14 protein-coding genes and 3 tRNA genes are annotated in these 13,762 nt (G+C 42.1%); 1 reads left to right on the forward strand and 16 read right to left on the reverse strand.

All coding sequences use genetic code 11. The annotated features are described in order from the left end of the window. Window positions 1-148: 148 nt before the first annotated feature. The 6 genes from LZG72_RS06665 to LZG72_RS06690 form a co-directional block, all read right to left on the reverse strand. Window positions 149-220, reverse strand: a tRNA-Thr gene (locus tag LZG72_RS06665). A gap of 85 nt (window positions 221-305) precedes the next feature. Beyond that, window positions 306-378, reverse strand: a tRNA-Gly gene (locus LZG72_RS06670). A gap of 56 nt (window positions 379-434) precedes the next feature. Further along, a tRNA-Tyr gene (locus LZG72_RS06675) sits at window positions 435-517 on the reverse strand. 166 nt (window positions 518-683) lie between these two features. Further along, window positions 684-1,790, reverse strand: coding sequence for a PorT family protein (locus tag LZG72_RS06680; protein ID WP_233869200.1), 1,107 nt, complete (start codon window positions 1,788-1,790; stop codon window positions 684-686). 2 nt (window positions 1,791-1,792) lie between these two features. Next, complete coding sequence (locus LZG72_RS06685) at window positions 1,793-2,608, reverse strand: hypothetical protein (protein WP_233869203.1); 816 nt, start codon at window positions 2,606-2,608, stop codon at window positions 1,793-1,795. Continuing rightward, on the reverse strand, window positions 2,589-3,179 hold the full coding sequence (locus LZG72_RS06690) for an RNA polymerase sigma factor (protein ID WP_233869205.1): 591 nt from the start codon (window positions 3,177-3,179) through the stop codon (window positions 2,589-2,591). The genes LZG72_RS06685 and LZG72_RS06690 overlap by 20 nt, the downstream gene beginning before the upstream one ends. A gap of 113 nt (window positions 3,180-3,292) precedes the next feature. Between LZG72_RS06690 and murI the strand changes: the two genes are divergently transcribed. After that, entirely contained in the window at window positions 3,293-4,102 is an 810-nt protein-coding gene (gene murI, locus LZG72_RS06695) for a glutamate racemase (RefSeq protein WP_233869208.1), read from the forward strand. On the opposite strand, the gene LZG72_RS06700 is transcribed toward murI, so the two are convergent. The 10 genes from LZG72_RS06700 to LZG72_RS06745 all read right to left on the reverse strand — a co-directional run bounded on the left by LZG72_RS06700 (window position 4,103) and on the right by LZG72_RS06745 (window position 13,736). Continuing rightward, window positions 4,103-6,628: a glycosyl hydrolase gene (locus LZG72_RS06700; RefSeq protein ID WP_233869211.1), complete on the reverse strand. Its 2,526-nt coding sequence runs from the start codon at window positions 6,626-6,628 to the stop codon at window positions 4,103-4,105. A gap of 136 nt (window positions 6,629-6,764) precedes the next feature. Then, the gene (locus LZG72_RS06705; protein ID WP_233869214.1) at window positions 6,765-7,040 is read right to left on the reverse strand and encodes a hypothetical protein; all 276 of its coding nucleotides are present in this window, start codon (window positions 7,038-7,040) and stop codon (window positions 6,765-6,767) included. Beyond that, window positions 7,037-7,576, reverse strand: a complete 540-nt coding sequence (locus LZG72_RS06710) for a DUF420 domain-containing protein (RefSeq protein ID WP_233869217.1) — start codon at window positions 7,574-7,576, stop codon at window positions 7,037-7,039. The genes LZG72_RS06705 and LZG72_RS06710 overlap by 4 nt, the downstream gene beginning before the upstream one ends. A 2-nt stretch (window positions 7,577-7,578) precedes the next feature. After that, the gene (locus LZG72_RS06715; RefSeq protein WP_233869220.1) at window positions 7,579-8,184 is read right to left on the reverse strand and encodes a hypothetical protein; all 606 of its coding nucleotides are present in this window, start codon (window positions 8,182-8,184) and stop codon (window positions 7,579-7,581) included. Between the two features lie 6 nt (window positions 8,185-8,190). Further along, the gene (locus LZG72_RS06720; protein WP_233869222.1) at window positions 8,191-8,526 is read right to left on the reverse strand and encodes a cytochrome C oxidase subunit IV family protein; all 336 of its coding nucleotides are present in this window, start codon (window positions 8,524-8,526) and stop codon (window positions 8,191-8,193) included. A 28-nt stretch (window positions 8,527-8,554) separates the two neighbouring features. Further along, on the reverse strand, window positions 8,555-9,325 hold the full coding sequence (locus tag LZG72_RS06725) for a cytochrome c oxidase subunit 3 (protein WP_233869225.1): 771 nt from the start codon (window positions 9,323-9,325) through the stop codon (window positions 8,555-8,557). A 12-nt stretch (window positions 9,326-9,337) separates the two neighbouring features. Next, a complete protein-coding gene (locus LZG72_RS06730) occupies window positions 9,338-9,925 on the reverse strand; it encodes a cytochrome c oxidase subunit 3 (protein ID WP_233869228.1) in 588 nt (195 codons plus the stop codon). A gap of 19 nt (window positions 9,926-9,944) precedes the next feature. Continuing rightward, the gene (gene cyoE, locus LZG72_RS06735; RefSeq protein WP_233869231.1) at window positions 9,945-10,838 is read right to left on the reverse strand and encodes a heme o synthase; all 894 of its coding nucleotides are present in this window, start codon (window positions 10,836-10,838) and stop codon (window positions 9,945-9,947) included. 14 nt (window positions 10,839-10,852) lie between these two features. Continuing rightward, entirely contained in the window at window positions 10,853-11,878 is a 1,026-nt protein-coding gene (locus LZG72_RS06740) for a heme A synthase (protein ID WP_233869234.1), read from the reverse strand. After that, window positions 11,856-13,736, reverse strand: a complete 1,881-nt coding sequence (locus LZG72_RS06745; RefSeq protein ID WP_233869236.1) for a cbb3-type cytochrome c oxidase subunit I — start codon at window positions 13,734-13,736, stop codon at window positions 11,856-11,858. Before LZG72_RS06745 ends, LZG72_RS06740 begins: the two co-directional genes overlap by 23 nt. Between the last annotated feature and the right edge of the window lie 26 nt (window positions 13,737-13,762).

The following is a 13,762-nucleotide window of genomic DNA, read 5'->3' on the forward strand; positions in this document are numbered from 1 at the left end:
TGGCTTCAAAATCAAGCCCTCCATAAATCAACTCAACCAAATACAAGAATCAAAAGTCTTCCTGACCATTGAGGGGATTAAACGGCACCAGTCGCCCTGACCTCTTCCTTAACAAGGAAATGCTTCGGCTCAATTCTCAGATCTTTCGAGCCATTGAGGGGATTTGAACCCCTGACCTCTTCCTTACCAAGGAAGTGCTCTACCCCTGAGCTACAACGGCAAAACTCCATTAGAACCAAAAAGCGACTAGCGAAAAAGTTTCTATTGAATGTTTTCGCTAATCGCTTCGATGGTGTTTGTTAATGAGCGGAAGACGAGGTTCGAACTCGCGACCTATAGCTTGGAAGGCTATCGCTCTACCAGCTGAGCTACTTCCGCATTTGTTTTTTGCCTTTCCTGATCTGGTATCACAAGAGTAAATCCGGCATAAACTGTGGGGGCGGATGGATTCGAACCACCGTAGGCATACACCAGCAGATTTACAGTCTGCCCCATTTGGCCGCTCTGGTACACCCCCTAACAACATTTCAACACAACCGTGAAAAGCGCTCTCTTCACTTTTTGGAGTCGCAAAATTATACCCTTTTCTTAAATTCTCAAATTGTTTGAACAAAAAAATAAATAAAAAAATAAGGGTCTAAATGAAAGTCTCATTCAAGCCCTTATAAACAAGCATTTAGCCTTCAAAATAATCTCACTCCAAAACTAAGCATGCGAACCGAAGGCCCTTTTGCATCTTGGTAAAGATTGTTAAGATCGTAATTCACGAATAAATCAGGGAACTTCCTTATTCCGATCTCTGCCGCCAATCCGTATCGCAGGTCTTCCAGGTAAAAATTCTGTCTTACATGATCCACATCCTTACTGCCTTCGCGACGAACTTTTGTATAACTTCCAATTCTATATCCCCCATAAACTCCTGCACTGACATAGGATACAAAAGATCTGGGAAAGCTCAGTGTCGGCATAAATGATAGGTTTACATAAGGGACGACCAGTTTACTTTTTCCCAGATTGACTTCTTTTGCCGCCTCGTCCAACACTGGCGCAAATATTACGCCGTCGACATTCTTTGTAATCGTATTATTACCATCGAACATCATGTTGTACCAGGAGAAATCTGCGCCAAAATCGAGATGTAATCTGGCGTTTTTTCCTCTAATTATTGTGGCGCTTGCAATGTACCCCAAGCTTACGAAACGCGATCCAAACGGTTTTAAGTCATAATCCGCTTTATCGAAACCGGGAGTTGTTTCATTTGCCCCATATGCATTCAGTCCGACAGCAATATTAAACCCTTTTCTCGGGCTGGAATTTCGGGTAGATTTATAAAACCGCTTTCCAGTTCTTCGATAGGTGGAATCTGTCGACACGCTTACTTCATCATCTCTAATCTCTACCCCTTTTGCGTTGATTGTCACTTTAGTATCTCCATCCTTGACATGAATGCCCCTGAGACCAATTCGGACGTAATCTTTTTCATCATCGTCTGACTTCTTTTTAAGATATGCAGTTCCGTTTACTTCTTCTTTTAAGTATGTGGTATCCGCTTGCGTACTGTCGAGGCGTATTTTCAAATCTCTTAACAATGCATTCAAATCGTACTTCATGACTTTTTCAAGTTCTTTCCTATTCTCTCCAAAAATAATCAGGCGAGTTTTGTCACCAAATGTGACAATGATTGAATCTTTGTCTGAGGGATTTTCTGTAACGATTTTGTCCGGAATATTCCCATTCGCACCGGCAAATACAAGCAACAGACTTAGTATAAGATATAATTTTGTTTTCATGGCTAATTATAATTTATTCTTTGTTTCACACTTTGATCCTTTTCATGACCACGATCTTCCTTATTACGCAGGCGGTCATCAACCCTCGCAACCATGCTTTTTGGATTGAAACCTACCTCATCCCAATCTACGCGTTCCCCAGCTCTCGCATTTTTTAACTGACGAAATACACGCGATAATTTTGAAGCCTTAGGCTTTTCTGCAACTTCATTGTCGATTGATTCAACTTCGACCACAATAGTGATCGCTGGCTCAGCTACATTTTGGACTGTCCTAGTCGAAGCCAAAGACTCATTCCCGGGTCTTATAGATTCCACTTTTGGCAATTCCAGCACCTCAACCGATTTAACACTGCTGATCTGGTCGACCGGCTTATTTGTAACAGCTATTTCGATCTCATTTTCAGCCTCAACAATTCTCTGCTTATCAAGGGCATTTACTTCTGATACTTTCTGATTTTTAATGGGAGAATTCGATGGCCTGCTTTTTAAAACTTTGCCCTCGTCTATCGCCAGCATTACTGCATTAGAATCGCTCATCCCCTTTTCGGGCTTTTCCGCAACATTACTTTTTGCGGGCAAAACAGCAACCGTTTCTAATTTTCCAGATTTGGAGAATCGGTCTTCTCTAGTATTTTGCCATACAACATAACCTGCAACGAGGGTAATCGCAACACTTGCAGCTGCATACCAGATCCAACCGCCTCGCCGCCTAGTTTGGGTATTTTGCTGAATTTTAAGCCACGCTTTATCAGACGGTTTCTTGTCTAAATCTGTCAATCTGCGTTTAAAAAGATCATCAACAGGATGCTTCTTCATATGCTACTTTTTTTTTATAATCATTTTCCCAATCTGAAACCATCTTTTGCAACAATGCACGTGCACGGTGTAATTGCGACTTCGATGTACTTTCAGTAATCCCGAGCATTTGCGCGATCTCCATATGTGCGTAACCTTCGATCGCGTACAAATTAAAAACGGTACGATAGCCAACAGGCAATGTTTCGATCAGTTTTAAAAGCTCTTCTGTCTCCAAGTTCTGATCTGCATAAACATAATCCGGAATGTTATTTGCATCGTCAGATAGTGTGTCTTCCAAAATTCTTTTTTGCTTTCTTAGATATCCCAGCGCCTCGTTAACCATAATGCGACGTATCCATCCTTCGAAACTGCCATCACTGTTAAACTGGTCTATCTTGCTAAAAACTTTAAGAAAACCTTCGACCATTACATCCTCGGCCGCCATTTCATCACTTACATAGCGGAAGCATAAACCCAGCATGCGAGCGCTGTATTTATCATAAACTTGTCGTTGCGCTTTCGCGTCCGCTTTTTTTAGCGCTTTTACAAGTTGTCCTTCCTGGCTAAATAATGCTAAAATTCGACCCATTCCATTGGTGGTTTCATTAGCAAGATGCTTATTCTTCCTGACGAGGTTGCACGGGTCATAAATTTTATTTTAGCTTTGAGCAAATACTTGGGAAAAGTATTAATTCTGTACTTATGATTGACTCTTCTGCGCCGATTGGAATATTTGATAGTGGAATTGGCGGAATGACTGTTGCCAGCGCAGTAACCAAGCTTTTACCGCTCGAAAACACGATTTATTTTGGCGATACTGCCCATTTGCCTTATGGCGACAAATCTACTGCTGCCATTCAGGCCTATTCGATCAAGATCTGTAATATGCTTTTGCAGCAAAACTGTAAGCTGATTTTGATTGCCTGTAATTCTGCATCTGCAGCTGCATTTGAGCTTGTTAAAGAATATGTGGGAAGTAAAGCAAAAGTCTTTAATGTGATCGATCCTGTGGTGGATTACATTAAAGAGCATTATAATGGCAAAACGATCGGACTAATCGGAACCAAGCAAACCGTTTCCTCCAATGTTTACAAAAAGAAGGTGGACGCATTGGGAAAGAATGTCGATCTGAAATCACTGGCAACTCCATTGCTTGCTCCGATGATCGAGGAAGGATTTTTTGATAATAACATCAGTGAGAGCATTATTGCGAGCTATTTGTCAGATCCTTCACTCGCTTCGATTGAGGCATTAATTTTGGGCTGCACACATTACCCGCTGATCAAGAATCAGATTGGTAAATATTATGGAGATAAAGTTGAAATACTCGACACCTCCGAAATTGTTGCTAATTCGCTCCGTGCCTGGCTTGAACAACATTACCTGATCAACGAAAAAGGATCCGGTGCTCGACAATTTTATGTTTCCGACTACACTCTTTCATTTGAGCAATCCACGGAGATATTTTTTGGACGACAAATACAGCTGGCGCATTACCCACTTTGGGAATGATCAGTAATAGATAAATCGGATTGGGCCGAGCAGACCAGAAGGCATCGGCTCCCATTTTAGCGCATCAAACTTCTTATATGTAATATCTACGATATTGATATCTTTGAATTTCTTCCAGTCGGGTGTTAGCTTATCTCGCAGACGCATATAATTCGCAGATAAGTTCGTCACTTCAATTTCCAGTATATTATCCTTTTGCTTCAAAATCTCGGAATAAAGAGGCAACTGATATGGAATGCACCAGGCTGTACCTATTTCTCTCCCATTTAATTTAACTTTTGCTGTTTCTCTGACATCTCCAAGATCTAACATTTTCGCGTTTCTGAAAACATCCTCTGGAACATCAAAACGAAGTGAGTAAGATGCTGTTCCGGAAAAATACTCTGCCGAATCCGGTAGTGAGGCCCAGGATTGTAATTTAGAGAATTTAGCGTCTGCAGGAAGCGTGGGCTTTCCATTTAAGAACTTCAATTTCCAATCGCCAGAAATCTCAAAGTACTTTTCAGGCTCATCCGTGAACAAAAACTCTGACGCATCCGCACCATCTTGCAGGAAAACCGATTTTCCAGGCGGTAACGATAAGAAAAATTCATTACCCTTCTTCCCTTTTCGATAACTGAGCAAAGATTCCCCGGTCATGGGATCGTCTTTGGAAAAAGTCCCCGTCGTCCCAAGCCGCAGCCAGCCTTCATTAAATTGATCTCCCAGATTTGTAATGAAGTACATTGTACCACCGTTTCGTATTTTCTTTCGGATAAAGCTCAACCCGTTTTTTGCCAGGTCCGTTTCCCGGACAACACCGTTTGAGGTAAGATCTTTTCCAAGATTGGCGGAGATTCTCACATTGCCTTTTTTTATCAGCGCATTTAATGTCTTATCAAATTGCTGTTGATGTTGTTGGTGATTCCCATAGCCCGTCGCATTCGACGGCGATTTTTCCTCGAAAATGATTTTGCCCCCAGCATCGGCCAGGCGTTTTAGCTCATTTAATGTCTCGGCCGACATGTAAGTGCTGGACGGGATGAGCAAAGTCTTATAGGTAGTGCTACCGGAATTGAGTAATCCATTTTTGTCAAGAGACAATTTCCGTAGCTGTAAGTCGGAGACGTAGTCGAAAGCATATCCCTCCTTCCAAAGTTTTTGGGCTAATTTCCCAAATGGCAAATCCAGTAGCCAGCGATCGACATGATGTACTTCCAGCAAATGCACATCGCCCGAAGACTTCGCTTTTGTAGCCCACAAATCCTGGATGGGGAAATATACCAACACATCATTATCCGGCTTACTGTTTTGCAGCAAAGTTTGGCACCGCTGCACATATTCATTTAGCAGATGAAATTGATCGGCAAAATGGGACGTTTTACCAAAATTGGTTGATGCATAAAATAACCAACCCGGGTAAGCTTCTTTTTCAGGTGAATAGGTGGTGCCATGATAAAAGATATGGTTAATGCCGGCTACAAACAACTCGTCAACCTGCGGCTTGATCTGCGATAGCGAGACTTTAAAATGATTCGCTAACCACGTGCCGGTTTCAGAGCTAACTAATTTTTTCCCGCTGAAATTGGCTGCAGAAGACGCAAACTTCATGGCCAGCGGATTGGGTGTTCCAAATTGATCTATAGAATAATCAGGGTCGACACGCACGCCAGGAATCGGAAAACGGCTGGATCCAAATGACTCTGTTTCGGGAATGTCTGCGGCGTCATACAGATCCAAAAGGTTGCCAGGTGAACCGTGAGCTTGATATCTGGTAAGAAATCCATGTTTCTTACTCCACTTCGTCCAAGGTTTAGCATATCGCTCAAGGAGAAGTTCGGATAAAGTCTGATGATAGTCGATCCGCACCAGTTCGGCAGCAGCATTATTTGTTGAGTCTATTAATAATGCGAATTGTTTATCAAGATCATATCCTCGCATCTCTTTGAACTTTTCGAGAAAGTCATTTGTCCAGTTAGCACCGTAAGCCTCATACGAGTCCATATACATAGATCTTGGTCTGTTCAAAACGCTGGAAAAAGCTGAGTCAAACCTCGTCAGGTATTTCGACATCGCATCCGAGTGAAAAGGATCGAGTACCAGACCTTCGCCACCCGGGGCGGCTCTCTTTACTTTTTGATTTGTAGGGTTGACAAGCATCTGACCATCTTTCAAAATCATATTTCTTGCAGCCAGATCAGCCGTAACATTAGGTCCGCCGAAAGGCCATCCAGTTCCCGTAGTCAAATCCACACCCAGCCCAAGTCGCTGTCCTTCCTTCACTGTAAATTGCATTACATCGAGCCACTGGGGACTCAGGAAACGGATCGATGCTGATTCATTTCCTTTAACACCATAAATGGGAATAATATGAACGCCACCCAGGCCGGACTTTTTAAAAAACTGCAATTGGGCAGAAATATCCTGTTTCGTCACTTCGCTCCCCATCCACCACCAATAAGTCCATGGTTTTGCTGTGGAGATATCCTGTGCAGATAGAAATGCACATTGTAAGAACACAATGGAAAAAAGAAGGCTCCTCTTCATCTTTTATTGTTTTTGAGTAAAGTCCGCAGATTATTTTTCTACGCTTAGATCTTGCATTTTCTTACCGATCATAACCTATAAAAAAAGCGGAACCGGTCTGGTTTCGCTTTTCTGTGATCTGTCAATATCTAAATGCTTATAAAGCCTGCTTCACCCGCGCTGAAATAAAGTTACGTTCCTGCTGATATTTCTTACTGCGACGATACCAAAGATATCCGATAACCGCAACAAGCAGGTATGGCATCACGAAGAGAAACATGATACCTGTATTCAAACCTACGCCTACGTTATTTCTTCCATTACCCATTGAACTTTCTACCGAACCGCGGCACATTGCGCATTGCGCCCACGACTCGCTTCCCAGCATGATGAATCCGAGAATCAAAATTGATATGATCAAAAGCTTTTTCATACGTAATATGGACTAATCATTAAATAAACGACAACTCCGCTAATACTGACATACAGCCAAATTGGCAATGCCCATTTTACGGCCTTTCTGTGCTGACCGATTTGATTCGTATACCCGAAATATACAGCTCTAAGCACAAACCAAACTACTCCAATCGACAATAAGATATGTGATATTAGCAGAAAATAATAAATAGGTCTAAGGAAACCTTCCCCACCAAATGTGGTTGACTCGTTAGAAATGTGATACAGAATGTAACAAACCAAAAACACTGCTCCAAGCAAAAACGCCCCTGTCATTGTCTTTCGGTGGGCGATCACGTTTTTAGTCTTGACAAAATAAAATCCAAGAATGAGTAAAATTGCCGTTAGAGAATTGATTATACCTATCAGATGTGGCAAAACCTTCGTCCATTCTCCCAGATAAATCTTTTGCCGTAATCCTAGCATAACCGCAACTGCCAATGGTATCGCAATTGCAAGAATATTAATTATACGCTCGTATTTTGGCTTTTTTTCGATGATCAATGTCGCCATGACTATTTTTTGCTTGTTTTTGTCTCGTAATCCAGGATTTTGATTTCCGCCATTAACCGGTCCGTTTCCGCCTCAATACTTCCATCATAAAAACCTCTTACAAAACCTTCATTATCAATTAGTACGAGCCTGGAATCTCTCCCAATTTGAACGTTCCCTTCACTTTCCAAACAATCGCTAAGACCTTTCGCCTGAACAATCACTTTCCATCCGTCTTTCCCCATTGAATCCGGTAATTTTCCATTTAGCGTCGGCTCTTTGTCTGTTATAGTCAAAACACCAAGTTGGGGTATTCCCTTTTGCAATGCAACAATTCGTTCCAGCTGGGACAGCACTGCCTGGCAATGATCGTCGCAAGATGCAGGCAGGGTACTAACTACAGTTAGTCTTTTGTCTATTCCAACACCGTTCAATTGCGGACATATACTACCGATTTTTCGAAAAAGCGTATCACCATTTTGGACGATTACATTCCCCTGTAAATCTTTTGACGGGAAAAAATAAGGTAAGATGTAGTGATTTTTAGCGAAAAAATTCAGGTACGCAAAAATCAAAGCCGGAATTACTAATGTGACGATCAGTAATCCGGCTTTGGAAAAGTTCTTCATTTAATGTTAGCCAAAAATCGCGTCAAAAATCGCATTACCTTCCAGCATCAATGCCAGGATCAGCCATGCAACGAAGACGATGGGTACCAATATACTCCAGATTAACGATTTCGTTTCGTGTTTCAAGTGCATGAATTCACCGACGATATAAAACGCTTTGACGATCGTCATTACAATAAACACCGAAACCTTGAGTGTTCCGTGGGGAACTGTAAAGGCAATAACAAATTCCAGTGCTGTTAAAATAAGCAAGATCCAGAATGTTTTCCATATTGCCTTGCGTTGCTCTGCGCCAGCATTAGGATCTTGATTATGAACATGGTGATGGTGTACTTCTGCCATTTTACTTCGTATTTATATGCTGAATAGTTTAAACCAGATAAAAGAATGTAAATACAAATACCCACACCAAATCTACAAAGTGCCAGTAAAGTCCCACTTTTTCCACCATTTCATAGCTTCCTCTTTTATCATAAAACCCGGTAGCTGCACGGAAAAAAATCAGAATATTTAATATTACACCACTAAAAACGTGCGTTCCGTGAAAACCTGTAATAAAGAAAAAGAAATCTGCAAATGCCGGAGGACCATACTGGTTTTCCGTAAGATTGGCTCCAAATATCGTCTTATCTACCCAAGTACCATTCTGCATTACCTTCATAACACTACCTGTATCTGTGCCGTGAATAAAGTGAGCCCATTCCCAAGCCTGGCAACCAAGAAATGTAAAGCCACCAAGAATAGTCCACAACATGTATTTCTCAACATTGGCACGATCCATGCGGTGGCCGGCTTCCACTGCAAGAACCATTGTTACACTACTCGCAATAAGAATGAAGGTCATGATACCTACAAAAACCAATGGCAAGGATATTCCGTGTAAAAACGGTACTGCTTCGTAAACCTTTTCAGGTATCGGCCAATACAAATTTGAAAACGTGAAATCAGCTACTTCTCCTCCAAATGCAGGAAAACTAAACCTTGCTGTGCCATATGCCACCAATAAGGCGGAGAAAGTGAACGTATCTGAGATGAGAAAAAACCACATCATCAGTTTCCCGTAACTCGCTTTCATAGGCTCAATACCCCCCAACCACATTTTGGGTTCTACAGCGCCAGGTGTTGTTACATTTGCAGCCATCAGAAAAAATTATTAATTAAAGGTCAATAAAAAAACAAAAAGGTATATCCAGAGAATATCTAAAAAATGCCAGTATGTAACACAAATCTCAATTCTCCTCAAATTCTTCGAATGAACTCTGGTCCGAAATGCAGCAGTCCATGCCGTAAATAAAACAATCAGCCCTGTAATGATGTGAAAACCGTGTAGTCCGGTAAACACGTAAAAAAAAGAGCCCGAAGGATTACCAACGAAATATACATTCATTTTTACCAGCTCCTTCCACCCCTCAAATTGCATCCAAAGGAAAACCAGGCCAAGTACAAAAGTAATAGAAATTGCTATTTTCAATTGTTTGAACTCATCTTTTTTTGCCGAGTAGAATGCCCATTGCATAGCCGCACTGCTGATTAATAGCACTGCCGTACTATACCAGAAAATCACGGGCATTTCGAATTCCAGCCAATTCCCTTCCGCCCTGCGTACCAGATATGCACTGGTTTGCGATGCGAAAAGCATTATAATGCTTACCAAAAACAACCAAAGGATAAACTTCACTGGATCCATTGCCAGTACTGCCTTAGGTTCTTTCTCTATACTATACTGCTGAACATTTTCCATTTTCACTAATTATTTCTTTTCACAATTTATCCAACAAGAATGCAATCTGTACAATTGGCAAATATAAAAACGAGCCAAACATAAGTTGACGGGCTGTTTTATCTGTACATGTCCGCATCAGGTGAAGCGTTTGCGCTAAAAACAGCACGCCAAAAACAGTTGCTACAAATGCGGAATTGATGCCTGTCATTCCGAGCTTATACGGCAGCCAGCCGATAGGCAGCAGAAATAGCGTGTAAATCATGATGCGGAAGGTAGTATCCAGATCTTTCAATCCGTTTGCCGGCAACAACTTAAAGCCTGCTCTTTTATAGTCTTCATCCAACACCCATGCAATCGCCCAAAAATGCGGGAATTGCCAGAAAAACTGAATTGCGAACAGTATGCCTGGTTCTAACCCAAAGTGGTTCGTAGCAGCAACCCAGCCGATCATTGGCGGGAATGCACCCGGAAACGCTCCAACAAACACTGCAATCGGCCCGACGCGCTTTAACGGTGTATACACAAATCCATATAGAACCAGGGAAAGCAATGATATCAGACCCGTGCTTAAATTAAAGACCAGAACAAAAATTGTGAGTGATATAACTCCCAGCACAACTGCCCACAAAGCCGCTTGTTCAACCGTTATCCTACCACTAGGTAATGGTCTGGCAGCCGTTCTCTTCATCATCTTATCATAATCCTTTTCAAGAATCTGATTGATGATATTCGCTGCCCCAGTTATCCCAATTGAAGCAACTACAAAAAGAATAAGATCGGCCGCGTTCACTTCTTTTGCTCCTAAACAATATCCCATTGCTCCCGAAAACGCAATCAGTGAGGCCAGACGAAATTTAAGAAGTTCAAACAAGATGCCTGCAATCTCTCTAAGTCTGTCGAAACCTGTTATTCTCTCCTCAGCTGATATCATACTTCTTAATTAATTCACACTGTCTGGTGTCCAACCTGAACTCCACCGTCATACTTTAAATACTTACTATCATTCACAACCAGCCAAACGACAAATTGCAGACCGATTAACAGAATGGCAAGCGTCAAATGGAGCGGCTGGGCAAAAGCTGGAACTCCAAAATAGGCCATTGCCAGCCCGGTAATAATTTCCAATATCAAGATCGCCAGGCAGCCAAGGACAATTTTTCCTGCTATTGTCGAACTTCCTTCTACTTTGATCACTCTGTAAATCCAGAGTAGATTAACCACAAATAGCAAAATAGAGAATGACCTGTGCACGTAGAACATCAATCCTAATTGTCTAATCCACAAATCTCTGGCCCCATATCCCAGCTTGGCAATAACCTCATCCATTATTTCCCTCACTTGTGTTCCAAATAAGATCTGCACAAGAGATAAACTCATCACAACCAAACCCAGATTACCAATCGCCTTCCTGCTTTCCTCCTTAATTCGAATGCGTTTTTCAACATATCCAGCCCATGTTACAAGATACAGCAGCATTAACACAATGATAATTGCCACTAACATATGCAACGTTACTACGATCGGCAGTAGCTCAAAGGAAACAACCTTAGCCCCAAGCCACCCTTGAAACCCAACCAGAATAAAAGAAGCAAGACTCAGAAAAAAAATCTTCCTGTTTCCGGACTTCAAAAATGGAATAGAAGCAAGCAGCGTGAAGAATATCATTACTCCTGTAAATGCTCCTAACAAGCGATTCAAGTATTCGATCCAGGTCTTCACAGGATTAAATTCTATCTCTCCCTTCAACTTGGCACCATAAATCGCCTTATAATCAGCTGGCAGTTGAGATGCCTCTGTGGGAGGGACCCATCTTCCGAAACACTTCGGCCAGTCGGGACATCCCATACCTGCTCCCGTGCTTCTCACCACTCCTCCCGCTATAATCAGGAAGTACAATGTGATGACAGTGTTTAAAGCCAGTCGCCGAAAGCGACGACTGGCTTTTGAACTAATGGGATTTGAACTGGTCATTGAAGTTTTGTGACTCAATCGCCTTTTCCGTAGCAATCAGCTCATTTTCATGAGGGAAGTTGGATTCAAGCGTTTGAGAATACGGAACATTCTGAGGAATAAAATCTTCCTTAGCTCCCGGCTTGCTATAATCATATGACCAACGGTAAACCGCAGGGATCTCGCCGACCCAGTTACCATGTCCAGGATTAATAGGAGTTGTCCATTCAAGTGTATTAGACCGCCACGGATTTTGAGGAGCTCTTCTTCCTTTAAAAATGCTATAAAAGAAATTCCAAAGGAATATGAACTGCGCAAGGAATGAAAGTATTGCAGCGATGGAAATGAACATATTCATGTCCAAGAACTTGTTCGTAAAATCATAGCTGGTAAACTGGTAATACCTGCGAGGAAATCCAGCGATACCGACATAGTGCATTGGAATGAACACCAGATAAATACCAATAAAAGTAAACCAGAAGTGTATTTGACCTAATGTCGTATTCATCATTCTACCAAACATTTTTGGGAACCAGTGATATACACCAGCGAAAAGTCCGAAGGCCGATGCAGCTCCCATTACCAGGTGAAAGTGGGCTACAACGAAGTAGGTATCATGTAATTGAATATCCAATGCGCTGTTCCCAAGAATGATACCCGTTAACCCGCCCGACACAAAAAGTGACACAAGGCCGATTGAGAAAAGCATTCCGGGAGTAAAGACGATATTTCCTCTCCACAGCGTCGTGATATAGTTAAAACCTTTCACCGCAGAAGGTACCGCAATGATCAAAGTGAGGAACATGAACACAGAGCCAAGGAATGGGTTCATACCTGTTACAAACATATGGTGAGCCCACACGATGAACGCAAGGAAAGCAATTCCGAGCATGGATGCGATCATCGCACGATAACCGAAAATAGGCTTGCGTGAGTTGGTTGCAATAACTTCGGAAGTGATTCCCAGACCTGGTAACAATACGATATACACTTCAGGGTGTCCCAGGAACCAGAATAAATGTTGGAACAAAATTGGGCTACCACCTACGTTTGGAAGTGCTTCACCATTGATATAGATATCAGATAGATAAAAGCTTGTGCCAAAATGACGATCGAATATCAGAAGGAGAACAGATGACAAAAGAACGGGGAAAGATATCAGACCTAAGACTGCTGTGATCAAAAAAGACCAGATCGTCAAAGGAAGACGGTCAAAAGACATTCCTCTTGTACGCAGGTTAATTACGGTAGTAATGTAGTTGATCCCACCCAAAAGTTGCGAAACGATAAACAGAGCCATACTAGCCAACCAGAGCGTCATACCCATTCCCGAACCTGGATGTGCCTGCGGCAGTGCACTCAGCGGTGGATAAATAACCCAACCACCGGCCGCCGGTCCCTGTTGCAAGAACAATGAAGCGAACATGATCACACTGGCAATGAAGAAGAACCAGTAAGACAACATATTCATGAAGCCAGAGGCCATATCACGGGCACCAATCTGCAGCGGAATCAAGAAATTACTAAAAGTACCACTAAGACCCGCAGTCAAAACGAAGAATACCATGATTGTACCGTGCATGGTTACCAATGCCAGATAGAAATTCGGATCCAGTTTACCAGAATCACTAATCCATCCGCCTAAAATCGGTTTTAACCAGGAGAGGTTTGAATCGGGCAAGCCAAGCTGAATACGGAAGATGACCGACATAGAAATACCGACCACTGCCCACATGATACCGGTAATGAGGTATTGTTTAGCAATTACCTTGTGATCTTCACAAAATATATATTTCTGCCAAAAGTTTTGTGCTTCATGGTGGTGTTCATGCTCGTCTGCGTGATGGTGAGCTGTTTCCAATCCTTCAATAGCTGACATATACTTTTAATGTATTTAAATTATTA

It is taken from the genome of Dyadobacter sp. CY323 (assembly GCF_021390245.1).
GTDB lineage: Bacteria > Bacteroidota > Bacteroidia > Cytophagales > Spirosomataceae > Dyadobacter.

Coding starts and splice junctions, on each gene's coding strand:
- LZG72_RS06710 (WP_233869217.1), bottom strand. CDS start 7,576: ATGGCGACATTGATCATCGAAAAAAAGCCAAAATACGAGCGTATAATT.
- LZG72_RS06725 (WP_233869225.1), bottom strand. CDS start 9,325: ATGGCTGCAAATGTAACAACACCTGGCGCTGTAGAACCCAAAATGTGG.
- murI (WP_233869208.1), top strand. CDS start 3,293: ATGATTGACTCTTCTGCGCCGATTGGAATATTTGATAGTGGAATTGGC.
- LZG72_RS06680 (WP_233869200.1), bottom strand. CDS start 1,790: ATGAAAACAAAATTATATCTTATACTAAGTCTGTTGCTTGTATTTGCC.
- LZG72_RS06705 (WP_233869214.1), bottom strand. CDS start 7,040: ATGAAAAAGCTTTTGATCATATCAATTTTGATTCTCGGATTCATCATG.
- LZG72_RS06730 (WP_233869228.1), bottom strand. CDS start 9,925: ATGGAAAATGTTCAGCAGTATAGTATAGAGAAAGAACCTAAGGCAGTA.
- LZG72_RS06715 (WP_233869220.1), bottom strand. CDS start 8,184: ATGAAGAACTTTTCCAAAGCCGGATTACTGATCGTCACATTAGTAATT.
- LZG72_RS06720 (WP_233869222.1), bottom strand. CDS start 8,526: ATGGCAGAAGTACACCATCACCATGTTCATAATCAAGATCCTAATGCT.
- LZG72_RS06690 (WP_233869205.1), bottom strand. CDS start 3,179: ATGGGTCGAATTTTAGCATTATTTAGCCAGGAAGGACAACTTGTAAAA.
- LZG72_RS06740 (WP_233869234.1), bottom strand. CDS start 11,878: ATGACCAGTTCAAATCCCATTAGTTCAAAAGCCAGTCGTCGCTTTCGG.
- LZG72_RS06685 (WP_233869203.1), bottom strand. CDS start 2,608: ATGAAGAAGCATCCTGTTGATGATCTTTTTAAACGCAGATTGACAGAT.
- LZG72_RS06745 (WP_233869236.1), bottom strand. CDS start 13,736: ATGTCAGCTATTGAAGGATTGGAAACAGCTCACCATCACGCAGACGAG.
- cyoE (WP_233869231.1), bottom strand. CDS start 10,838: ATGATATCAGCTGAGGAGAGAATAACAGGTTTCGACAGACTTAGAGAG.
- LZG72_RS06700 (WP_233869211.1), bottom strand. CDS start 6,628: ATGAAGAGGAGCCTTCTTTTTTCCATTGTGTTCTTACAATGTGCATTT.